23 protein-coding genes are annotated in these 24,005 nt (G+C 27.6%); 11 read left to right on the forward strand and 12 right to left on the reverse strand.

All coding sequences use genetic code 11. From position 1 onward, the window contains the following. The first annotated feature begins 107 nt into the window (after positions 1-107). A complete protein-coding gene (locus J3359_RS10955) occupies positions 108-1,034 on the forward strand; it encodes an SPFH domain-containing protein (protein WP_208076906.1) in 927 nt (308 codons plus the stop codon). Positions 1,035-1,131: 97 nt separating this feature from the next. On the opposite strand, the gene tatA is transcribed toward J3359_RS10955, so the two are convergent. The 4 genes from tatA to J3359_RS10975 all read right to left on the reverse strand — a co-directional run bounded on the left by tatA (position 1,132) and on the right by J3359_RS10975 (position 4,927). Beyond that, positions 1,132-1,323, reverse strand: a complete 192-nt coding sequence (tatA, locus tag J3359_RS10960; protein WP_208076907.1) for a twin-arginine translocase TatA/TatE family subunit — start codon at positions 1,321-1,323, stop codon at positions 1,132-1,134. Between the two features lie 68 nt (positions 1,324-1,391). Continuing rightward, positions 1,392-2,081 (reverse strand): head GIN domain-containing protein, encoded by a 690-nt coding sequence (locus tag J3359_RS10965; protein WP_208076908.1) that lies wholly within the window; start codon positions 2,079-2,081, stop codon positions 1,392-1,394. 94 nt (positions 2,082-2,175) lie between these two features. Continuing rightward, positions 2,176-2,499, reverse strand: coding sequence for a heavy metal-binding domain-containing protein (locus tag J3359_RS10970; RefSeq protein ID WP_208076909.1), 324 nt, complete (start codon positions 2,497-2,499; stop codon positions 2,176-2,178). A 187-nt stretch (positions 2,500-2,686) separates the two neighbouring features. Next, on the reverse strand, positions 2,687-4,927 hold the full coding sequence (locus J3359_RS10975) for a ribonuclease R family protein (protein ID WP_208076910.1): 2,241 nt from the start codon (positions 4,925-4,927) through the stop codon (positions 2,687-2,689). A gap of 763 nt (positions 4,928-5,690) precedes the next feature. Between J3359_RS10975 and J3359_RS10980 the strand changes: the two genes are divergently transcribed. From J3359_RS10980 to J3359_RS10995, 4 genes are all read left to right on the forward strand, one after another. Continuing rightward, positions 5,691-5,864 (forward strand): hypothetical protein, encoded by a 174-nt coding sequence (locus tag J3359_RS10980; RefSeq protein WP_208076911.1) that lies wholly within the window; start codon positions 5,691-5,693, stop codon positions 5,862-5,864. Between the two features lie 831 nt (positions 5,865-6,695). Continuing rightward, the gene (gene rpiB / locus J3359_RS10985) at positions 6,696-7,130 is read left to right on the forward strand and encodes a ribose 5-phosphate isomerase B (RefSeq protein WP_208076912.1); all 435 of its coding nucleotides are present in this window, start codon (positions 6,696-6,698) and stop codon (positions 7,128-7,130) included. Positions 7,131-7,232: 102 nt separating this feature from the next. Beyond that, positions 7,233-7,673: a GNAT family N-acetyltransferase gene (locus J3359_RS10990; RefSeq protein WP_208076913.1), complete on the forward strand. Its 441-nt coding sequence runs from the start codon at positions 7,233-7,235 to the stop codon at positions 7,671-7,673. Between the two features lie 41 nt (positions 7,674-7,714). After that, on the forward strand, positions 7,715-11,377 hold the full coding sequence (locus J3359_RS10995) for a DEAD/DEAH box helicase (protein WP_208076914.1): 3,663 nt from the start codon (positions 7,715-7,717) through the stop codon (positions 11,375-11,377). A gap of 80 nt (positions 11,378-11,457) precedes the next feature. On the opposite strand, the gene J3359_RS11000 is transcribed toward J3359_RS10995, so the two are convergent. Both J3359_RS11000 and J3359_RS11005 read right to left on the reverse strand, forming a co-directional pair. Then, a complete protein-coding gene (locus tag J3359_RS11000) occupies positions 11,458-12,027 on the reverse strand; it encodes a pseudouridine synthase (RefSeq protein WP_302850179.1) in 570 nt (189 codons plus the stop codon). A 1-nt stretch (position 12,028) separates the two neighbouring features. Continuing rightward, positions 12,029-12,820, reverse strand: coding sequence for an aldose 1-epimerase (locus J3359_RS11005; RefSeq protein WP_208076915.1), 792 nt, complete (start codon positions 12,818-12,820; stop codon positions 12,029-12,031). A 112-nt stretch (positions 12,821-12,932) separates the two neighbouring features. Here J3359_RS11005 and recA point away from each other — a divergent pair, with 112 nt between their 5' ends. Together recA and J3359_RS11015 are read left to right on the forward strand one after the other, a co-directional pair. Further along, positions 12,933-13,940: a recombinase RecA gene (gene recA, locus J3359_RS11010; RefSeq protein WP_208076916.1), complete on the forward strand. Its 1,008-nt coding sequence runs from the start codon at positions 12,933-12,935 to the stop codon at positions 13,938-13,940. A 74-nt stretch (positions 13,941-14,014) separates the two neighbouring features. Then, positions 14,015-14,566: a GNAT family N-acetyltransferase gene (locus J3359_RS11015; RefSeq protein ID WP_243765900.1), complete on the forward strand. Its 552-nt coding sequence runs from the start codon at positions 14,015-14,017 to the stop codon at positions 14,564-14,566. A gap of 3 nt (positions 14,567-14,569) precedes the next feature. Here J3359_RS11015 and J3359_RS11020 read toward each other — a convergent pair whose 3' ends face one another. The 3 genes from J3359_RS11020 to J3359_RS11030 form a co-directional block, all read right to left on the reverse strand. Further along, positions 14,570-14,722, reverse strand: coding sequence for a PspC domain-containing protein (locus J3359_RS11020; RefSeq protein ID WP_208076917.1), 153 nt, complete (start codon positions 14,720-14,722; stop codon positions 14,570-14,572). Between the two features lie 61 nt (positions 14,723-14,783). After that, entirely contained in the window at positions 14,784-15,578 is a 795-nt protein-coding gene (locus J3359_RS11025) for a GLPGLI family protein (protein ID WP_208076918.1), read from the reverse strand. Between the two features lie 11 nt (positions 15,579-15,589). Next, entirely contained in the window at positions 15,590-18,130 is a 2,541-nt protein-coding gene (locus tag J3359_RS11030; RefSeq protein ID WP_208076919.1) for an RNA polymerase beta'' subunit family protein, read from the reverse strand. Positions 18,131-18,199: 69 nt separating this feature from the next. Between J3359_RS11030 and J3359_RS11035 the strand changes: the two genes are divergently transcribed. After that, positions 18,200-18,418 carry a hypothetical protein gene (locus J3359_RS11035; RefSeq protein ID WP_208076920.1) on the forward strand — a complete coding sequence of 73 codons (219 nt, stop codon included), beginning with the start codon at positions 18,200-18,202 and terminating at the stop codon, positions 18,416-18,418. Between the two features lie 84 nt (positions 18,419-18,502). Here the strand turns inward: J3359_RS11035 and dut are convergent, their stop codons facing one another. Further along, positions 18,503-18,934, reverse strand: a complete 432-nt coding sequence (gene dut / locus J3359_RS11040; protein WP_208076921.1) for a dUTP diphosphatase — start codon at positions 18,932-18,934, stop codon at positions 18,503-18,505. A 100-nt stretch (positions 18,935-19,034) separates the two neighbouring features. Between dut and J3359_RS11045 the strand changes: the two genes are divergently transcribed. Then, complete coding sequence (locus J3359_RS11045) at positions 19,035-20,030, forward strand: NAD(P)H-dependent glycerol-3-phosphate dehydrogenase (protein WP_208076922.1); 996 nt, start codon at positions 19,035-19,037, stop codon at positions 20,028-20,030. A 229-nt stretch (positions 20,031-20,259) separates the two neighbouring features. After that, positions 20,260-20,919, forward strand: coding sequence for a hypothetical protein (locus tag J3359_RS11050; protein WP_208076923.1), 660 nt, complete (start codon positions 20,260-20,262; stop codon positions 20,917-20,919). A 151-nt stretch (positions 20,920-21,070) separates the two neighbouring features. On the opposite strand, the gene J3359_RS11055 is transcribed toward J3359_RS11050, so the two are convergent. Continuing rightward, positions 21,071-21,475: a hypothetical protein gene (locus J3359_RS11055; protein ID WP_208076924.1), complete on the reverse strand. Its 405-nt coding sequence runs from the start codon at positions 21,473-21,475 to the stop codon at positions 21,071-21,073. 362 nt (positions 21,476-21,837) lie between these two features. On the opposite strand from J3359_RS11055, the gene J3359_RS11060 reads away from it, so the two are divergent. Then, positions 21,838-23,106: an MFS transporter gene (locus tag J3359_RS11060; protein WP_208076925.1), complete on the forward strand. Its 1,269-nt coding sequence runs from the start codon at positions 21,838-21,840 to the stop codon at positions 23,104-23,106. A gap of 125 nt (positions 23,107-23,231) precedes the next feature. On the opposite strand, the gene J3359_RS11065 is transcribed toward J3359_RS11060, so the two are convergent. Next, positions 23,232-23,993, reverse strand: a complete 762-nt coding sequence (locus J3359_RS11065; protein ID WP_208076926.1) for a DUF547 domain-containing protein — start codon at positions 23,991-23,993, stop codon at positions 23,232-23,234. Positions 23,994-24,005 lie beyond the last annotated feature (12 nt).

Consider the following 24,005-nt stretch of genomic DNA (forward strand, 5'->3'; position numbering starts at 1 on the left):
TTATAAAAAAATTGTAACTTTTTAGAAGATTTGTATACTAATAAGTTAGTATATAATTTCTGTATATTTACAAAAAAACCAATATTAACTTCTAAAAAAACTAAACTATGCCTCCTTTTTTAATTATCCTTTTATTTATTGGAATTCTTATTCTTTTCGCTTCCTTTTTTATGGTAAAACAACAAACTGCTGCTATAATCGAACGTTTTGGAAGATTTAACGCCATAAGACAATCTGGTCTTAGAGCAAAAATACCTTTTGTAGATAGGGTTGCAGGAAGATTAAGTTTAAAAATTCAGCAATTAGATGTTATTATAGAAACAAAAACATTAGATGATGTTTTTGTAAAATTAAAAGTTTCTGTACAATACAAAGTTATTTACGACAAGGTGTACGATGCTTTTTATAAATTAGATTATCCTCACGATCAAATAACTTCTTATGTTTTTGATGTAGTAAGAGCAGAAGTTCCAAAAATGAAATTAGACGATGTTTTTGTAAAAAAAGATGATATTGCCATCGCTGTAAAAGCAGAATTAAATGATGCCATGTTAGATTATGGTTTCGATATTATTAAAACGTTGGTTACAGATATCGATCCAGATGCGCAAGTAAAAGAAGCCATGAACAGAATTAATGCTTCCGAAAGAGAAAAAATTGCGGCTCAATTTGAAGGGGATGCACAACGTATTTTAATTGTAGAACGTGCAAAAGCAGAAGCAGAAAGTAAGCGTTTGCAAGGACAAGGTATTGCAGATCAACGAAGAGAAATTGCGCGTGGTTTAGAAGAATCTGTAGATGTTTTAAATAGAGTAGGTATCAATTCACAAGAAGCGTCTGCATTAATCGTGGTAACCCAACATTATGATACTTTACAAGCAATTGGAGGCGAAACTAATAGCAACTTAATTTTATTACCAAACTCGCCACAAGCTGGAAGCCAAATGTTAAACGATATGGTAGCTAGTTTTACAGCAAGTAACCAAATTGGTGAAGCTATGAAAAATCAAAAAACAAAAAAATTAGACAAATAATTTTTTTTATTAAAAATTTAAATTAATTGGAGATTAAAATCCATTAAATTCTTAAATAAAAAAAGCGCTATTTGTAAGTAAAATAGCGCTTTTTTTATTATTTGTTTTCTTCTTTTAGTTGTTCTTCTGAATCTTCTTTAGAAGCATTTTTAAATTCTTTAATTCCACTTCCTAAACCTTTCATTAATTCTGGTATTTTTCTTCCACCAAACAATAATAAAACAACTACAAGAATTATAATTACTTGAGGTCCGCCAATAAAGCCAAAAAATATAGATAAACTGTTCATTTTTTATGTAATTTAATAGTACAAAGATACAAAAAAGGTTGTTATAGTACTATTTTGTTTTATTTCTCCTAATTTCTTTTTTCGATAATACCACCAATTACTTTTTTATCTTTTACAACTTCTGGATTTCCTTTGTAAAAAATGGTTCCTCCAAAACTTACTTTCGCATGCAACGTTTTCTCTGCATTTACCTCTGCTTTCGCTCCTGTTCCTGCTTTTACATCTGTTTTTGCTGAAGAATTCATTTTAAAACCATGGTAAATACCATATAAATCTACATCTACTTCTTGGTTAGTTGTTGTTCCAGAAAGTTTTATAATTCCTCCAGAAGAAGCTCTTACTTTTAATTCTTTTGTTGTTAAGGTTAAGTTTATGAATGCTCTTTCTTGTGCATTTACTTCAATTTTATCTTGTTTAAAATCTTTTCCAGTAATTGTTGCACCTTCATTTGCATCAATAACATCGATATTTTTATTGTAATAAATTTTAATTAAAATTTTACCATCTGCAGCATTATTATCTGGTTTTAAAGAAAAAGGTAAAGATAATTTTAAAGTGTTGTTTACATTTTTAATTTTTACCATTTCCGATTTTTCGCCAGTAATTTCTAACTTTTGATCGGTAGATTTTATAAGTGTTACTTCTATTCCATTATACACTTTTAATGTATTATAATCGCCTAAGTTCTTAGTAACTGTTGTTTGTGCATTTGTTAAAAATGCTACAAATAGTAAGTTTAAAAAAGCTAATTTTTTCATTATAATTAGGGTTTAGTTGATAATCCTGTTTCAAAAATTATACCACTATAAAGTTTTTTACTGGTTTTTATTGTGCAAATATCGTTAAAAAAATCTATTCAGCTTTTACTGCAGTGCCTGTAATTGAAACTAATAAAGTAGATGAATTTGCCAAAGGTTCTACATCTAACTGAATACCAACAACTGCATTTGCACCTAATTTTAAAGCATTATCTTTTAAATTTTGGAAGGCTTTTTCTTTAATAGCTTCTAAACCCAAAGTATATTTTTCGTAATATTTAGACATGCTAAACATGTCTTTAAAAGACATTTTTGTTCCGTTTGAAGAGTAACTAGAATCGTAGGCTGTTCCTGTTACAATTCCTAAATAATTAATTATTTTAAAGCTTTCTATGTTGTGTGTTGTTGTTAAAATCATTGTTTTTTTAAATTAATTATATTTATTAATAGAATTTCTCTCAAAGTAACCACAGAGTTTGTTATTCTGAAAGAATTCCACACTACTTTCTTACTCTTATGTGAGAAACTTACAGCATTACAAACTTTATATAAATTTAATATTATAAATTAGAGATTTCTCCACAGGGTCGAAATGACAGACTAATTTATTCTTCAATTAAATTAAAATCTAAATGTTTGCGTTCTAAATCGGTTTTTTTTACCTGAACTTTTACATTATCTCCTAATTGATACATATTTTTTGTAGACTGCCCAATAATAGCATATTGGTCTTCATCAAAAATATAATAATCGCTTTTTATATCTCTAATTCTTACCATTCCTTCACATTTATTGGCCGAAATTTCTACATAAATTCCCCATTCTGTAACACCTGTAATTACACCATTAAACACTTCATCTTTATGATCTTGCATGTATTTAACTTGCATATATTTTATGGAAGAACGTTCTGCTTTTGAAGCCAATTCTTCTCTATGTGAAGAATGTTTACATTTCTCTTCGTAAGAATCTGCTTTTGGTGATGTTCCTCCATCTAAATAATGTTGCAATAATCTGTGTGTCATAACATCTGGGTAACGTCTAATTGGCGACGTAAAATGGCTGTAATAGTCGAAAGCCAATCCATAATGCCCAATATTTTGTGTGGTATAGACTGCCTTAGACATGGTTCTAATAGCAAGCGTTTCTATCATATTCGATTCTGCTTTTCCATTTACATCATTTAAAAGCTTATTTAAAGAATTAGATGTAGATTGTTTTGTAGTCGTATCAATTTTATAACCGAATTTGCCAATAATATTTTCTAAAGAAGCTAATTTTTCTTCATTTGGCTCGTCATGAACTCTGTAAATAAACGTTTTTCCTGATGGTTTTCCTTTATGTCTTCCAATAAATTCTGCCACTTTTCTATTGGCTAATAACATAAATTCTTCAATTAATTTATTAGCATCTTTAGAGGTTTTAAAGAAAACACCAATTGGGTTTGCTTCTTCATCTAAATTAAACTTTACTTCTACTCTATCAAAAGAAATGGCACCTTGTCTCATTCTTTTTTTACGAAGAATTTTTGCCAATTTATCTAATTGTAAAGTGGCTTCTACCACTTCTGGAGTAACAATATACTCTTTATCTGTAATTGAAATATTTGAAGGAATTGTGCAGTTAAAATTATTATGAGATTTCTCGATTTCGCTCGAGATCACATCATTATTTTCAATTAAATATTGTGCTTCTTCATACGCAAAACGTTGGTCGGAATAGGTGACAGTTCTACCAAACCATTCGTTTACGATTTGTGCTTTTTGGTTGATTTCAAAAACTGCAGAAAACGTTAATTTTTCTTCATTTGGTCTTAAAGAACAAACACCATTACTTAACATTTCTGGTAACATTGGCACTACTCTATCTACTAAATAAACAGATGTTGCTCTTTCATAAGCTTCGTTATCTAAAAGGGTATTTGGTTCTAAATAATGCGAAACATCTGCAATGTGAATGCCTACTTCGAAATTTCCGTTTTCTAATTTTGTGAAAGATAATGCATCATCAAAATCTTTTGCATCTTTTGGATCTATGGTAAACGTTAAATCTTTACGCATATCTCTTCGATTCGAAATTTCTTCTTTTGTAATTTCTAATGGAAGTAATTTTGCATCTTTTTCTACTTCTGGCGGAAATTCGTAAGGCAAATCGTATTCTAATAAAATAGAATGCATTTCTGTATTATGGTCTCCTGGTTTTCCTAAAACTGTGGTTATTTTACCAAACGGATTTTTAGAATTTTCTGGCCAATCTTGTATGGTTGCTTGTACTTTATCTCCATGTTCTGCGCCATTTATCTTGTTTTGAGAAATAAAAATATCTGCGTACATTTTGTGGTTGTCGCAAATTACGAATCCGAAATTTTTATTCTTCTGTAAAACACCTACGAACTCTGTTTTTGCACGTTCTATAATTTCTACAACATCGGCTTCTAGCTTATTACTTCGCTTTCGTTTGTACACATAAGCTCTTACAACATCGCCATGTAAACCCTTACCAAGGTTAATGTTTGGAACAAAAACATCGTGTTCGTAAGCGTCTGTTACAAAATATCCATTTCCGTTCGATGTAATATCTAAAGTTCCAATAGAATATTTTCTATCTTCATTAATTTGAAACTTTCCTCTATCTACTTCTTTAATTTTTTTGGTAGCAGTTAATTCGGCTAATTTTTTAATAACCTGATTTTTCCCATTAGTATCTTCTATTTTTAATTTTGAAGCTATTTGTTTATAATTAAAGAACTTACTACTGTCTTCATTTAAAATTCTAAATATATTTTTGGTTAAATCTTTTACAACTTTTCCTTTCTTTTTGTATATTTTTTTCTTCTTTTTTGTCATTTATATTCTTATTATTTCTTCTGCAAAATACAATTTTTTAAAATGAAATTTTTGTGGATTTTTTCGCCACAAATTCACAAATTTTATTTGTTTATAAATCTAATTTAAATATTGAATTCGATGCTAAAATAACCATCATTATTTCTAAAGAATCTATATTTTTATTAATTTATTGTTACGATTCTATATTGTACTTTGCTTGTTTATACTACTCCTACTTTAGAAATAGCGCTATTAATTTATTTTTTTATATGTTATATTTATACTATAAATAGTATTTCTTGGTTTACAATTGCAAACCCAGCTTCTGGTAATGGCGATTTTTCTAAACGATGGAAAGAAATTCAACAAAACTTAAAACGCAAGAATTTAAACTATTCTTTTGTTTTTACAAAATTCTCTAAACACACAAGGTTAATTTAGTACAAATGCTATCAAAAAAAGGGGTTTAGAAACAATTATTTTAAGTTGGCGGAGATGAAACACTACACAATGTAGTAAACGAAATAATAGTGCAAAGGTATGTAAAAACTTCCGAATTAACTATTCGTATATTCCTTTAAGAACTGGAAACGATTGGGTAAAGATGTACTATATTTTTAAGTATACTAAAAAATCGATAAATAAATTCAACTTACAAAGTTAAATGCGCTACTTTATAGTTTTTAAAAATTAAAATCTTAAAAAGTTAAAAAAAACTTAATATTTTTGTAACGTTTCTGAAAATTAAGCGTCTTTATAGTAAGAGGACATTTAAATTCAGATGAAAAATCTATATAAAATAATTACTTTATTTGCTATTATCTTTATTGCAGGAGTTTTTGTAACTGTAATAACAGTTAATTCTTCGTTGGATAAAGTAGATACTCCTCAAAAAACGGTTGAAATTAAAAAAGACACCACTTATCTTTTAAAGGCTGAAAAGAAAACGGTTTAGAATTTAAATTTCATAAAAAAATTCGACAAACTTAGCCTAACATTTATTTATAGAATTATCTTAAAATATTATATAAAATTCTATTTTATAATTTAAAAAAAACTATTAATCTTTGCTATTTCTCTAAAAAAAAGTAGATAAGATTCGTGGAATCTGTGTAATTCGTATCTTTTAAAAATATTTTTTTTTCTCTTTCTACACTTATTAACATTCTATATTATTATATTTTTTCTTTTATAAAATTTTTAAAAAACTATAATGGTTATAATAGTGTGTGAATAGTTACCATAAAATAATTACTTTTTATTTTAATATATGAGTTATTAAAAACTGCTGACATTTTATAAGCTATTTAAAGAGTTAAAAATCAATCTTAAAATACACTTATTAACAAAACTTATAAACAGCTATCAACCTATTTTTATGAATAATTAATACCACTTTCTATGTAAATAAATTGTAAATTTTATGTTGATAAACTTTTATGAAATAAGAATAAAAAAAGTTGTGTATGTTATAAGGCTCGCTGTATTGTAATAAAAATTTAATTCACCAAAAAAAGTTACGAGTTTATTATTACAACTTCTTAACATTGGCTTAAAACGCTAAAAACTTAAATACTAAAGAGTTATTAAAAAAGAGAATTTTTAAGTTGTTTATAACTGTTCATAACCATAAAATTCTATATTTTTGTTGATGTAACTATCTGTCATTAAGATTGAAGCGATAGCCAAACAGAGGAATCTATAAAATTGTTTTAAAATTGAGATCTCTCCATAAACTCGAGGATGACAAATTAACAAGATAATAAATTTAAAAAACTAACTTATTATGACAATTGCCATTGGTAACGATCATGCAGGAACAGCATACAAGTTCGAAATTATAAAACATTTAGAAGAAAAAGGACATAAGGTATTAAATTTTGGAACCGACTCAAATAGTTCTATGGATTATCCAGATGCTATTCACCCAACAGCAAATGCAGTAGAATCTGGGAAAGCAGCATTAGGTATTATTTTATGTGGTTCTGGAAATGGCGCACAAATGACAGCCAACAAACACCAAGGAATTAGAGCAGCTTTGTGTTGGAATAAAGAATTAGTAGAGTTAACAAGACAGCATAACAATGCAAACGTTTTAACAATTCCTGCACGTTTTGTGTCTTTACAACAAGCCATTAGTTTTGTAGATGTTTTCTTAAATACAGAATTTGAGGGAGGAAGACATGCAACTAGAGTCGATAAAATTTCTTGTGCTGTGTAAATTTCTTTTGTAAATACAATATAACTTACAAACTGTTATTTCGAGTGATTCCGCTTTTTTAGGGAATAGTACAGAGAAATCTTTTTAAAGATGAGATAAATAATGAACTTCACTACAAAACAATTTTCCGAATTAACAACTTACGAATTGTACGAAATATTGCAATTACGTGCTAAAGTTTTTGTGGTGGAGCAAGATTGTGTGTATCAAGATGTAGATGGAAAAGATTTTAAGTCTTTACATGTTTTTGGTCTTAAAAATGACAAAATAGTTGCATATGCAAGAATTTTTAACGCGGAAAATTCTTTTAAGAATGCCTATATTGGTAGAGTATTAGTTTCTGCTGAAGAACGTAAACAAGGTTTTGGTAACGATTTAATAAAAGCTTCCATAAAAGCAGTAAAAATGCATTTTAATGCTGATAAAATTACCATTTCTGCTCAAGCTTATTTGCAAAAATTCTACGAATCTCACGGATTTGTAAAAATAGGTAAGGAGTACTTAGAAGATGGAATCCCTCATATTCGAATGGATAGAAATTAAAATTAAAAAAAAGGATACTTTTAAATAGATTTTTTTAAAAGATGATAAAAGAAATAAAAAAATACATAACTAATTGCTCGACTAAAGCCATTCGTAACAGAGCCAATTCTATCCAAGTAAATCTAAAATTTAAAACAAAGGAAAAATACGTTTTTTATTATAAAGGTTCAGGAAATAAACCTTACGAAATAATAGTATTTTTTAAGGAAAAAAATATTAAAACCAGCTGTAATTGCCCTTATGATTATGCTGGTTTATGTAAACACGAAGTAGCAGGGTTAAACTTTATTATAGACGAAGAAATGCTAGAAAAAATTCAAAAAGATTTATTTGGAAATGAGATTATAGAAGTAAAAAATGATGAACTATTTTTAGAAAACCATTTAATTACAGATGTTTTATTAGATAGTATTTGTAAAAAAAATAACATTTATTATCTACAAGAATATAGTATTGAAATACTAGCAATAACTAAAAATTTTATTAAAACTACGTATAATAGTTGGCCTTCCAAAAACCAAGAATTTAACTACAATTCTACTAATAATATATTAAAAGTTTTTTGTACTTGTAGAGAATCTAAAAAAAATATATGTGTGCATATATTATCTGCTTTAAGTAGATTAATAGAAGATTTTGGAGAAGATTTTTTTACTCCTAATTATATAGATAATCAAAAAGAACTATTTTTAAAAAATTACGGTTTAACACTAGCAGATAATTATAAAGATTTTTTTGATTTTTCTTTTGGAATAAATGGAATTGAAGTTGTAGAAAAGGTAAAAAATATTGTACCCTCATTAGAAATGGCTTCATCAAATTTAATTCCGAAATTAGATAAAAAACAAGAAGATGCTTTTTTAATTTCATCAGAAAATAAAAGCCAAGAATTAGAATATGGTATTGGTTTTTGTTTTGATTTATACAGGCAAAATAAGATAGATTTTTTTAGTTTTCTTCCATTTAAAGCAAAATTTAAAAAGCATTCCAAAGAATTTGCTTCTACTTTTAAAGAAATAGATAGGTATAATTTTGTAGAACAATTAAGAACGATTTCTGTCTTAGAAAAGAATGCTTTATTACAAGCAATAGAATTTAGAGAAATTTACGAACGTTTTCTTAATAATTTTTCTATTGATATGTATCGTAGTTCATTTATTCAGTTTAACAATTTATTAAAAGAGACTTCTGAGTATTCTTATTTTACAAAAAAAAAGAAAGATACTTTTGTTAAAAAAAATATTGTTCCTGTTAATTTTTCATCAGAAAACCCTATTTTATCTTTTACATTTACAGAAAAAGAAGCACTTTATACGCTAAAACCTAAAATAACTATCGAAGGGAATAGTTATCAAATAAACTCATCAAAAATAAAAATTTTTCCATTTTTTTGTTTGTATAATAATACAATTTATTGCTTTAAAACACCACAAGAATTTTTACATATCAATCGACTTCAACAACGAAGTGAAATAAATTTTATAAAAAACGACGAGAATAAATTGTATGAAGAATTTTTAAAACCTATCTCTAAACATTTCGATATTACAACTAAAGTATATAAAGTTTCTAAGAAAAAAATAGCAGAAGAACAGCTTCAAAAACAAGTGTATCTATCTGATTATGAAGGTGAGTATATTCTTTTTAAACTAGGTGTACAATACAATAAAGAGGTAATGCTTTTACATACCAAAGAACAATTATTTGATGCAAAAAAACAAAGAATAATTCCTCGAAACTACACGTTTGAAAACGAATTTTTAGAAGAATTTAAAGAATTTCATCCAGATTTTAAAGAACAAGATGGCGTTTTTTTTCTTACACCATATCAATTAGTAGAAGATGGTTGGCTTCTTAAATTCTCAGAAAAAATGCCTCAAAAAAACATTGCTATTTTTGGAGCAAAGGAGTTAAAATCATTCAAATTTAATTTAAATAAACCAACCATTTCTATGAGTGTAAAATCGGAAACGGATTGGTTCGATTTAAATATAGAAATAAAATATGGCAACCAAAAAGTAAGTTTAAGAGACATTAAAAAAGCGGTACTTAAAAAAAGTAAGTATGTAGTTTTAGGCGATGGAACTTTTGGAATCTTACCCAAAGAATGGCTTCAAAAATTTTCGAGATATTTTAAATCGGGCGAAGTAAAAAATAATGCTATTAAAATTTCTAACTATCAATTTAATAGTATTGATGAATTGTATGAAGACTTAGAAAACACGCCAGAATTTTTATTAAAACTACAACGCAAAAAACAACAATTACTCAATTTAAAAGACGTTGCAAATATTACCATTCCAAAACAATTAAAAGCCACTTTAAGACCATACCAAAAAGAAGGATTAAATTGGTTGGCTTTTTTAGAAGAAAACGAATTAGGTGGGTGTTTGGCAGACGATATGGGATTGGGAAAAACATTACAAGTAATTGCATTTTTAGCATATTTAAAAATAGTAAAAAAAGAAAAATTGAGTCATTTAGTAGTGGTGCCAACTTCTTTAATTTTTAATTGGGAGAGCGAAATACAAAAGTTTTGCCCATCTTTAAAAGTATTGGTTTACACAGGCTTAAATAGAAAAGAAAAGATTAAGTCTTTTGCAAAAGCAAATATAATTTTAACAACTTACGGCTCTATTTTAAACGATATAGAAACGTTAAAAGAAATAAAATTTGGATACGTAATTTTAGATGAAAGTCAGGCAATAAAAAACCCAAATTCTAAGCGATACAAAGCTGTAAGAATGCTTCAAAGCAAAAATAGGTTAGCACTTACAGGTACACCTATAGAAAATAATACATTCGATTTATACGCACAAATGAACTTTTTAAATCCAGGTCTTTTAGGTACTATAAGTCATTTTAAAAAAGAATTTTCTGAAGCTATAGATAAATTTAAAAACGAAGAAGCTTCTAAATTATTAAGTAAAATGATTCATCCTTTTTTGTTAAGAAGAACAAAAAAACAAGTTGCTACCGAACTTCCAGAGAAAACAGAAAATATTTTGTATTGTGAAATGGGAATGGAGCAACGAAAGGTATATAACTTATTTAAAGATAAATACAGAGATTATTTATTAAATAAAATTGATGAGAATGGTATTGGAAAATCGCAAATGTATGTGCTTGAAGGGCTAACAAAATTACGTCAAATTTGTAACTCGCCAGAATTATTAAGCGATGAGGAAGATTATGGAAAATCGTCCGTAAAATTAGATATTTTAATTGAAAATATTATCTCAAAAACAACGAACCATAAAGTGTTAGTTTTTTCGCAATTTACTACCATGTTACAATTGATAAAAGACAGGCTAGATAACGAAAACATAGCATACGAATATTTAGATGGAAAAACCCAAAAAAGACAAGACAAAGTTGCAAATTTTCAAGAAACAGAAAATTTACGGGTGTTTTTAATAAGTTTAAAAGCGGGTGGAGTTGGGCTTAATTTAACAGCGGCTGATTATGTGTTTTTAGTAGATCCATGGTGGAACCCAGCAGTTGAAAACCAGGCAATAGACCGTTCTTATAGAATAGGACAAACAAAACATGTAATGGCTTATAAAATGATTTGTAAAGATACCATTGAAGAAAAAATTGTAGACTTACAAAAAAACAAAAGAAAAGTTTCTGACTCTTTAATTCAAGTAGACGTTGCAAAAAAATCATTTAATAAAAAAGAAATTAAAGCACTTTTTAGTTAGTTTTATTGGTTAATAAGGGAAGTATACTCCCTTACTTTTTCTATATTTTTGGGCTTGTTTTGTTATTTTTTATTGGAATTTTAAAGTAAACTATCCATTTCAATAACACCTCCAACATCCAAATCTCCCAATTTAATTTTACCAATTCTAACACGAATTAAGCGTAAAGTTGGGTAACCAACAGCTGCCGTCATTTTTCGTACTTGTCTAAACTTTCCTTCTTTAATACTAATGGAAATCCAACTTGTTGGGCCATGTCTTTCGTCTCTAATTTTCTGGCTTCTTAAAGGAAATTTAGGATCGTTAATTAGGGAAGCTTTTCCAGGTTTTGTTAAATATTTTTTTCCGTTAAAACCAATTTCTACACCAATTTTTAGTTTTTCAATGGCTTCTTGGGTTATTTGTCCATCCACTTGAACATAATATTCTTTTTCGTATTTACTAGATCTAATTTCTGCGGAAAGTTTGCCATCTGTTGTTAATAATAATAAACCTTCGGAAGGCACATCTAAACGTCCAATTGCCATGGTTCCTTCAGGAAAATCGTACAAATCACCCAACAACTTCTTTTTCCTTTTTGCAGGATTTACAAATTGAGAAATCATTCCCCAAGGTTTATGAATGATAAAATGACGGTGTTTTTTTTTCAATTTATAACACTTTAATCGTTACAGAAAAAGCTTCTTTTCCAGAAGAAATACGCATATTTCCTTCGGAAAATTTTTCGTCTGTATAAGAAGTATATTGTGTAATTGGTTCAATACACAACATATTATCAACGGCTGTCCACAACATAAAATTATGAAAGTTTTTTGTAGTTATCTCCAAATGATTTCTATCCGAATTTTCTAATATAATTGTATTGGTATTTAAAACAGGAAAGGCATTGTGCCCAGCTTCGTAAATTTCTTCTAAAGTTATTTTTTTATCATTGGCAACCAAAGTATCTTTTCCAGTATTCGATAATAAAAAAGCAGGATGATACCCCAACATAAAAGGCATTTTTTCTTCTGAAATAATAGTAAAATCGATTTTTAAGGTGTTATTTTCTAAAGAAAAATGTTTTTCAAACGTAAAATCGAAAGGCCAAAATAATTCTTTTTCAGTAGATTTTTCAGGATATTTACTGTTGATGACTTTCGTGTTTTTTACATACTTTTTACTAAATTTTGCGCTGTTTTCATCCAAAGAAATTAAAGAATATTCCAATTCTCGTAACAAACCATGTTGGTCTTGTATGGCATCTCCTTTTTTGGTGTGTACTCTAAAATTATTTTTAGAAATTGGACCAATTATAGGAAACATTTCATCATCCGATTTTCGCCAACCTTTACTTCCTTTTTGATGGATGTATTCTTTTTCATCTACTTTAAAAGAGATTAACTCGCCTTTTTCGATGGTTACAACACTATTTTTATTCGATAATTTAATAAAATCTTTCATCATTTATTTTTGAAGAAACAATAATACAAAAATCAATAGGAATTATTAGGAGATTGAAAGTTGTTTTTCGTAACTTGTGTCACTATTTAAAAATGAAATTTCAGCACTATTTATGGCAACAGACAAAGAAAAAACAGCAAAATTAAAAGCATTACAACTTACTTTAGATAAATTAGATAAAACATATGGAAAAGGTTCAGTAATGAAGCTTGGAGATGTTGTTACAGAAGATATAGATGCGATTTCATCGGGTTCTTTAGGATTAGATTTAGCTTTAGGCGTTGGTGGGTATCCAAGAGGAAGAGTTATAGAAATTTATGGACCAGAATCTTCTGGTAAAACAACCTTGACTTTACATGCAATTGCAGAAGCGCAAAAAGCAGGCGGAATTGCAGCATTTATTGATGCAGAACACGCATTCGATAAATTTTATGCAGAAAATTTAGGTGTAGATATCGACAATTTAATTATTTCGCAACCCGATCATGGAGAGCAAGCTTTAGAAATTGCAGAGAATTTAATTCGTTCTGGCGCAATTGACATTGTTGTAATAGATTCTGTGGCTGCATTAACACCAAAAAGTGAAATTGAAGGTGAAATGGGAGATTCTAAAATGGGTTTACATGCACGTTTAATGTCGCAAGCTTTAAGAAAATTAACAGGTACCATTTCTAAAACAAAATGTACGGTTATATTTATCAACCAATTACGTGAAAAAATTGGTGTAATGTTTGGTAACCCAGAAACAACAACTGGTGGAAACGCATTAAAATTCTACGCTTCTGTTCGTTTAGATATTCGTAGAAGAACACAAATTAAAGACGGAGATAAGGTTCTTGGAAACAGTACCAAAGTTAAAATTGTAAAAAATAAAGTAGCACCACCTTTCCAAATTGCAGAATTTGATATTATGTATGGACAAGGAATTTCTAAAGTTGGAGAGATTTTAGATATTGGTGTAGAATTAGGTATTGTAAAGAAAAGTGGTTCTTGGTTTAGTTATGGTGAAACAAAACTTGGCCAGGGAAGAGATGCTGTTAAAGGATTAATCGCAGAAAATCCTGATTTAGCAGAAGAGTTAGAAGCTAAAATAAAAGATGCTATTGAAAATCAAGAATAAACCCTAAAAGTTCTAACTATTTTTTATAAACTGCTATGGAAGTAATCAATCTATAGCAGTTTTTTTATGTATAAATGATGATTAAAATTTCTAAAAACATAAAATTAAAAGAAATAACTGCTGAAGATTCAGAAGTGTTATTCAGGTTGATGCAAGAAATTTATCCACCAGCTTACCAACATTTTTGGATAGATAATGGCAATTGGTATGTAAACTCTCAATATTCAAAGGAAAACATATTAAAAGAACTTTCAAAAGAAAATGCAGACTATTATTTTATCCTTTTTAAGAATAAAATTGTAGGTAATTTTAGAATTATTTGGAATGAAAAAATCGCTAATTTATCCGAAGGAAAACACGTAAAACTACATCGAATTTATTTACATCCTAAAACACAAGGAAAAGGATTTGGTAAAAAGTTGCTTTTTTGGCTAGAAGAAAAAGCCAAAGAAAAAGCCAAAGAAAAAGGCTACAAAATTATTTGGTTAGATGCAATGAATGAACAACCACAAGCTTTTCAATTTTATGAAAAACTTGGGTATCAATATCATTCTCACACTTTTTTAGCTTTTGAATTGCTAAAAGATGAGGTTCGAAAAATGAGTCAGATTTATAAAGTTCTTTAACCTTTATTCTTTAGATAGAATTTTTACCAACCATAAAATCAAATAAGCTCCAATTCCAAAACCAGCCAATAAGACCAATAAGACAAATAATATTCTAATATTTTTTGCTGTAAAATTTGTTTTGGTACTTAACCATTCACATACTCCTAAAATCATAATTTTTGTTTTAATATAGATGTATTGCCAAATATTTTAAATGAAATCTAAGCAAAATTCTTTATTTTTTCTCAAAAATTTCTATAAAATTATCTTTTTGACTAAAAGGATCTACTTGCACATTAAACTTTTTTGCTAAAATTTTTAAAGAATTTTCTTTCATTTTAATGTGTTTCTCTCTTTGTTGTAGGTAATCTTTAAAAGCATACACTTTTTTGTTTTTAGGAATAATAGATTTGTTATTTAAAGGAATATCCACATTTTCTTCGGGGTATTTTATCTTTTTAAAGAGAAAAGAAATAAAATTATCTTCTGTTTTTACTTCTAAAATTATACCTGGTAAACCTTGTATTTTCCAAGGACCGTATGGAAGGGGAATTTCTTGCGAATACCAACAAATATAATTTCTTCCTCTAAAAATAACGGTTGCTTTTTTACAGTTAAATTTTCCTATTTTTTTTTCTTCATTAATTAACTTCCAATTTAATTTAGGTCTTTTTTCTTTAGAAAAGATAGTTTCGGTTGTTAAAGTGAAAGCATCAGAAAAATAAATACTGTCTAATTTTTTATCTAAATAAACATATAAACCATTTTTTCGTGTTTTCTTTGCTTCATTAAAATTATCGACCTCAATAAGTGTTTCTTCATTATTACCATTTGTTTTAGAGTTACTTAAACCCAAAGAGTCTTTTGCTGTAATAAAATAAGAGGTATTTTGGTTAAAGACTAAATAAGAATTATAGCTTACATTGTAATGATTGTCTATAAAATCGTAATAAATAATACCTTTTTTTGAGTTTTGCGATTGTACATAGTTAAAAACTGTAACTACGATTAGGAATATGTGTTTTTTCATAATTGTTAAGATTAAAAAATATATTTTACATTTAAAAAAGAATAAAAAGGAATTAATGGTACAGATTCTTCTGAAAAGAAAAAAGAATTACTTTCTTGATACGAAAAACTATTTTCATTAAGTAAATTATTTACACTTAAACTGTAAGAAAAATTACTATTTTTTGGTGAATAATTTATATCGAAATTAATTAGGTTATAATAATTTTTATTTACTTTATAAATCGCTCCATTTAAATTTAAAGAAGTTGCTTTATTAAAATTATAATCTAGGTTTAATACTATGTTTTTAGAGTTAAAAGAAAAATTAGTATCGTAAACCTTTTGGGATTGTTTATTGTACTCTAAAAATAAATTAAAATTAAATTTAGACGAAAAATAAGATGTTATTTCAAAATTATATAAACCTACATATGTGTTACTTAATTCGTTAATATTACCTCCTAAGGGTAATTTAGAAAAGGTTTGTAAAGTTTTAATATTAAAACCAATATCAATAGAATTTACTAAAAAAATAAGTTGTTCTTTAAACGTTAAAAACTCTCCTTTTTTATCAACAATAGAAACATTATTAAAGTTTATATTATCTGTAAATTTATATTCTTGTAATAAAAAGGAATTTGCTACTTTATAAGCGATAGAAAACTCGTTATTAAAAGTTCTTAATTTATTTTTATGGTTTATTTGAAACTTAAATAAATGATAATTTAAAGAATTAAAAAAAGTGCTCCCTTTTCTAAATGTATTATTATTGGAAAGATAATAGTTTGGTAAAAAGTTTCGATTCGATAAAAACTCTTGTTTTTTTGAATGAAAAAGAGTTATATCGCCCAAAAACTTAGTATCTAACTTAATATTGTAATTAACAGCATTTTGTTTAAAATTATTTAGTTTAAAAAAAGTAGTATTTAATTTAGCTGTTAGTCTGGTTTTTCTTGAAACGTTATATATTAGAGAAGGTATAATATTAATTTCATTTCTATTAAAGGTAATATTATTCTCAAATAAACTATTATTGGGTGTTAAAAATGTAGAAAAATCTTCTTTGTTTGTTTTATATTGTATAGCAATATTACTTTTTAGTTTTTTATTCAAATAATAACTAATATTTGTTTTAATATCTAAAAAGGCAAATTTATTTTCTATATTTTGGTTTATTTGTTCGTTACTATTTAAAAAATTAGCAAGAATATCTGATTTTATTGTACTTTTTTCATTCAATTTAGAAATACCAAACTTAATCTCGTTATTTAAAACAGTTCTATTACCAAGGTCATAAGTATATTGGAAATAATTTAAAAAAGAGGTTTCATTATTTTTATAGATATCATTTATTATTGAATTGGTAGTATTAAAATCTGTAAGCGTATTAAAATTATTAGCACCAATTTTATACTTAAATTTGTTTATAAAATAACTTTTTTTTAAATTATTTGACTTTATTTCACCTTCACCAAAAAATAAATTGTTTCTATTGTTTAAATTGTTGTTTTCTATAAAAGATGCACCTTCCTGTAAAAAATAGTTAATGTTATTTGTTATTTGTTGCTTTTGTTTATCAATACCAATAAAAGCAGTACCTCTAAAAGTAATATTTTTAAACTTTTTATTTATTAGAAATGTGTTGCTAAACGCTTTATTAAAATTTGTGGCTTTATCTGGTAATATGTTAGAAAATGTTTTAAGGCTGTATAGTGCATTATTTTCTAAATCAGTATTATTTTCGCCAAATATTATGGGTACTGCTTTATTTCCTAGAGAAGAATAGCTTAAAAAGTCTAAAAATTTTATTTCTCTTCTTAACAGCCCTAAATTTAACGACTCTTTTAGTCTTAGTTCTTTTTCTACATCACTTCCATATCCTAAATTAATATTACCAAACCATACATTTTTAAAAGTATTTTTTACTTTTAAATTCAAGGCAATTTTATCTGATTTTTGATTTTTTTTAAGCACCGTATTTTCTTCAAAATTTTTTAAAACTTGTATATCTTCAATAACAGCTGTTCTTAAATTTTTAGAGATAAATGTATATTGGTTATTTGCTAAATCTTCGCCATCAATTAAAATTTTTTCTATCTCTTTATTCCAATATTTTATTTTCCCTTCTTTATCAATAGAGATACCTGGTATTTTTTTAAGTGTTTTCTCTACACTTTCATTTTCTTTAATCGCATATTTTTCTATATGTAAATTCAAAGTGTCTTTATTTCTTGTATTTGTATTGATAACAATTTCATTTAAGATCTCTATTTTAGGGGTTAAATGAAATATTATTTTACTGTTTTTTTTTAATAACATTTTTTCTTCATTATAAATTAAAGAAGAAGCTTTTATAAATAAAGAATCGTTTGTAGGTTTTAAGGTAAAATTAAACTCTCCTTTGTTACTCGTATATTGGTAATCTAACATTTCGTTTGTTTTTGTAACAATAGAGATTAGAATATTAGAAATTGGTTTATTTTCTTCGTTTACCACCAAACCCTGCACTTTAACTTCTTGTGTAAAAGCAGTATAAAAAAAGAAAACAAATAAAAAAGTTGGTAGTTTCATAAAAATGTTGTAAGTATGCATTATTATTAACTATAAAACAAATTTATTATAAAAAAATTAGTTTATTCTTTGGTTTTTGCACTTTTTATTGCTGGAAATATAAATGCAGTAACAAATATTGAGGTAAAGATAGAAAAACCGAACACGATTAAAATTGAAAAAATAAAAACGATTACTAAAATAGTTGATGGTAAAACCATTTTTTTGTTAAATATAGAGGAAAATGTTTGGATGGAACAACGTTTACTTTTTCTGCTGATTCAAGAGAAGAAGCTCAAGGTTTTGTAAATGGATATTGTGCAGGAATTAGAAACCGATAACCAAATAATTAAAAGCACATTTTAAATAAATCATTTAAAATGTGCTTTTTTTTTAAACTCCAGTACTTCCAAAACCACCAGAACCACGTGCTGTTTCGCTTAAAACTTCAACTTCTGTCCAATTAACACGTTCGTGTTTTGCAATGATTAATTGCGCAATTCTTTCGCCATCATTCACCACAAAATCTTCATTAGAAAGGTTTACTAAAATAACCCCAATTTCTCCACGATAATCTGCATCTACAGTTCCAGGAGCATTTAAAACGGTAATTCCTTTTTTTGAAGCCAAACCACTTCTGGGTCTTACTTGCGCTTCAAAACCAACAGGTAAAGCTATAAATAAACCCGTTTTAACAATGGCTCTTTCTAAAGGTTTTAAGGTGATTGCCTCGCTAATATTTGCTCTTAAATCCATTCCTGCAGCTCCTTCTGTTTCGTAATTTGGTGTTGCGTGTTTCGATTTGTTAATTATTTGTACTTTCATTTTTACTTAAAGTTAGATATGTAACAAATATAATAAAACAACAAAGGTTTCCTTAAAAGTTAATAGTTTTCTTACTTTTGATTTTTCAAATGCAACGATTATGAACAAACAACCAAAAATAGCGGTTATAGGAGGTGGAAGTTGGGCAACAGCCATTGTAAAAATGCTAACAGAAAATTTAAATACAATTGGTTGGTATATGAGAAGTGCACAAGCGATTGAGCATATTAAAAAGAACAACCACAACCCTAAATATTTGCGTTCTGCAGAAATTGATGCCACAAAATTAGATTTATCTAAAGACATTAATAGAACAGTTGCGAAATACGATATTTTAATTTTTGCAGTTCCTTCCGCTTTTTTAGTGAGCGAATTAGAAAAGTTAAACAAACCTTTAAAAGACAAAATTATTTTTTCTGCAATTAAGGGAATTGTGCCAGAAACAGGCTTAATTGTTGGCGAACATTTTAATAGAGAATACGATATTCCGTTCGAAAACATTGGTGTAATTACAGGTCCTTGTCATGCAGAAGAGGTTGCTATGGAACGACTTTCGTATTTAACTATTGCTTCTAGAGACGAACAAAAAGCAAAACTAATTGGCAAAGCATTAAAAAGCTGGTATATAAAAACCAAAATTTCTGATGATATTATTGGAACAGAATATGCAGCCATGCTAAAAAATATTTATGCAGTTGCTGCAGGAATTGCCCATGGTTTGGGTTATGGCGATAATTTTCAGTCGGTTTTAATGAGCAACGCAATTCGCGAAATGAAACGTTTTATTAAAAAGGTACACAAAATGAAACGTAACATTAACAACTCTGCTTATTTAGGCGATTTATTGGTTACAGGTTATTCCGTTTTTAGTAGAAACAGACAATTTGGAAACATGATTGGAAAAGGATACACTGTAAAATCTGCCCAAATGGAAATGAGCATGATTGCAGAAGGGTATTATGCCACCAAAAGTGCCTTTAAAATAAAGCAAGAAAATGGTGCAAAAACTCCCATTATAGAAGCTGTTTACAATGTTTTATATGCTGATAAAGATGCTAAAAAAGAATTTAAAAAATTGACAAATAAGTTGGATTAAATCTTTCATCAATTTTTTAGTTACCTAAAATTAAAAACGTTCTGGATTTTTTATTGAATATATAAGGTTAAATAGTAAAAATATATTTAAGTCAAACTTTTTTCAAGTACCAAGAGTTTTTTGGCTAAAGCTATCTGTATAATTTATTCATAACATCCACCTAAAGCTAGATGCAATTAACAGAAATTGTTTATTTTTGAACATTATTATGTTTTATTAAACAATTACTATGAAAACAATACAAGAAGTTGTAGAAAGCACCATTAGAAAAACACCATTTATAGAAGAAGCGCTCAACGAAAAATTAATAAACGTTTCTTCTTTAGCAAGAATTATTCTACCAGAAGTTTCTGCTTTATTAAAGAAAGATGTAAAGGTTGGTGCAGTAATGATGGCAATTAACAGACTTTCTCCAGCAAGTGAATTACGAATTCGTAAAAACATAAAAAAGTTGGCCTTAGATTTGGGAGATGTAATTGTACGATCCGACTTGTGTGATTTTACATTTAAAAATACGACTTCACTCTTAAAAGAAATTGCAAAATTTTTAAACAAATCTTCCGAAAGTTCAGATTATTTTTTAACAGTTTCGCAAGGAATTTTCGAAACAAATATTGTTACCAGTAAAAATTTACAGCCTTTTGTAAAAAACATTTTTAAAAAAGAAATGTTAATTTCTAGTGTTTTAAATTTAGCTTCTATTACTATTAAATTACCAAAACAAAACCAAGAACAATCTGGTATTTACTACTTTATTTTAAAGCAATTGGCTTGGGCAGATATTCCATTACAAGAAATTATTTCTACGACTAACGAAATGACAATTGTGGTTAAAGAAGAAGACATCAACCAAACTTTTGCCATTTTAATGGATATGAAGTTGAGTTAAAAAACTACATTTCTGTTGCAATATGGGTTTTAATCCATTGAAAAATAATGTAAATACTGAATAAGTTTTAGCCAAACTATTCGATTTTTCATAAAAAAAGCATTCTTAGATTTAACTCTAAGAACGCTTTCAATATTATAATTTAAAAAACCTACTTATTATTCGAAGCCAATACATTAGAATTTTTCTTCATTCTAATTTCATTTGCATCGTAAAAATTGGTAATTCTTTTTACTTTTATTGTTTTATCTTTTGCAAGCCCAGTTTCTTGGTCGAAAAGCATTACATCTACCCATTTATAATGTACTACAAATTTTTTACCAATTAAACTTTCATCAAATAAGCTAAGTTTGCTTGGAGATGCTTCATCTTCATCATGAAAAACAATCTCTTTACCCTTACTATCTACAAACCTAAAGTTGTCAGATACGTTTAAACCTTGGTAGGTTAATGTTAGTTTTTTCTCTGCAGAAGATTGTGCGTTTGTGTTCTGCGTAAATAATGTTATTGTTGCCACAATAAACAAATAGCTAACGTTTTTAAATAAATTTTTCATCTTGTTTCGTTTTTTGATTTTCACTTTCATTTTTTTGACAAAGAACTTTAAAAAAAGGATTGTCGGTTTTTATTTCTAATACAAATTACGATTAGAATTATTTTAAAAATGAACTCATTTAGAAATATTGTTATCTCAAAAAGTTGTAAGTAATCGATTTAAGAAATCGTTAACAAAAAATTTAAACCCTTATTATATAGTGGTTTATATTTTATTATATTGATAAAAGAGGCATAACATAAACCTTTATAATATAAAAAAAAAGAAAAAGTAGCTTCATAAATTATAAAATGAAACACTTTTAAAACATCATTGCTAAGTTGAAGTTTTGTAGATTTGTCGAGTATTAAAATGAGTATAAATTGGCAAAACAAGATCCTTATGCAGCATTAAGAATAAAAGAATTTAATATTTTTTTATTTGTAAGATTTCTATTGGTTTTTGGGTGGTCTATGCAATTTATTGTTATTGAGTGGCAAGTTTATTCAATTACAAAAGACCCACTTTCTTTAGGAATTATTGGTTTAATGGAAATAATACCTGCATTTTCAATGGCATTATTTGCAGGACATATTGTAGATCAAAGAGAAAAAAGAAACTTATTAGCCATTTGTATAGCCGCTTTTTCACTGATTAGTTTAGGCTTATTTTTACTAACTACAGACAGCGTTTTACAAACGTGGTCTACCAATTCTATTTTATATTGTATTTATGGTTTGGTGTTTTTTGGCGGATTTTTACGTTCGTTTTTTGGCCCTACTATTTTCTCTTTAGTGGCGTTATTAGTTCCTAAAAAAATATACCATAATGCAGCAACTTGGAGCACAAGTACTTGGAAAACAGCCGCGGTTTCTGGAGCGCTTTTTGGAGGAATTTTTATAGGGAAAATAGGAGTCGACAAAACATTGTGGTTAGTTTTCATTTTGGTTTTTTTAGCTTTTATCTTCACTTTTTTAATTAAAAAGAAACCAATTTTAAATACAAAAATTGGCGAGCCAATGAAAGAAAGTTTAAAAGCAGGAGTACAATTCGTTTTTAATAATAAAGCCATTTTAGGGGTTTTAACGTTAGATATGATTGCTGTTCTTTTTGGAGGAACCGTAGCAATCTTATCCGTTTTTGCACAAGACGTTTTAAAAGTTGGCCCAGAAGGTTTTGGTATTTTAAACGCTTCTATTTCAATGGGAAGTATTGTAACCATGTTTTTAACAACCTATATTCCTATCAACAAAAATACAGGTAAAAAAATGTTAGCTTCTGTCTTTATATTTGGGTTAAGTATTATTGCTTTCGGATTATCATCTATTTTCTGGATAAGTGTTTTGGCCTTGTTTATTAGTGGAGCCGCAGATGGAATTTCGATGGTTATTAGACAAACAATTTTACAATTAAAAACGCCAGATGATATGAGAGGAAGAGTTTCCTCTGTAAACTCTATGTTCGTAGGTTCCTCTAACGAATTAGGTGCGTTTGAAAGTGGTTTAGCAGCGAAATTAATTGGGCCAGTTGCAGCAGTAGTTTTTGGCGGAACAATGACGTTAATTACAGTGGTTACAATAGGAGCAATAAACCCTACTTTAAGAGAATTGGATTTAACAGCAGAAATTGAAGAAAATGAAAAAGAGGGTTAAGGTTATTTAAATTTTAAACATATAAAAACTCACAAACTGTCAGTTCGAATGAAATTCTTTTTTCAAGAATTTTGTATCGAGAACAAATATAAATTCGAGTAATTTGTGAAATTCGTGTCTAAACTTTACTTCGGAATTTTTCTAAAATTTCCTAAACTTAACGTCCAATCATAATCGCCAAACTTTAATTTTTTAGGTTTTTTAGGCGTAATCTTATAATCTGCTAAAATTTGTCTTGCGCCACATAAACCTCCAAAATCTGCTCTAAACCAAGAAAATAAAGAGACCGATTTTGCAGTTCTTGTTTCCTTATTGTACGTTGTTTGTTCTTTTAAATACTCAGTCGTCATAAAATCGAACTCTTTATCTAAATCTTCTGGAGTAAATTTTGCAACTGGCGGACAACTTTTTGCACCACAGTTTAAGGCAAAATGAATTCTCCAATCGATATTTTTTACACGTAATTTACGTTCGTATTTCGGTCTAAAATACTTTCTTAGATATCCCCAACTTAATTTTACTCTTGATCTACGTAAAATATCGTGTTCAATTTCATCAAAAGACAATGTTTCACCAGCTATTTTTACTCTTGGTTTTTTAAAATATGCTCCTCTATCTTCATATTCTTTAGGGTTTTCTGTTAAAGAAATTTGAATAAAAGAATTGTAAACATTTACCCAAAAGGCAATTTTTTGGTTATCGGTTTTCAACTGACTTGTTAAATCTTCTAACGTGCTATTTGCAAGAATTTCAACTTGTTTGTTGTACGATTTTTTATCCATAATATTTTGCAATAAATCTTGCGAAACCTGTGAATAATTTACTCTATCTTGCGCATTTAGGCTTAAAGTTGCTAAAAAAACGAGTGCTAAAAAAAACTGTTTCATAAAAAAAGTCGT

Source organism: Polaribacter cellanae, assembly GCF_017569185.1.
Lineage (GTDB): Bacteria > Bacteroidota > Bacteroidia > Flavobacteriales > Flavobacteriaceae > Polaribacter > Polaribacter cellanae.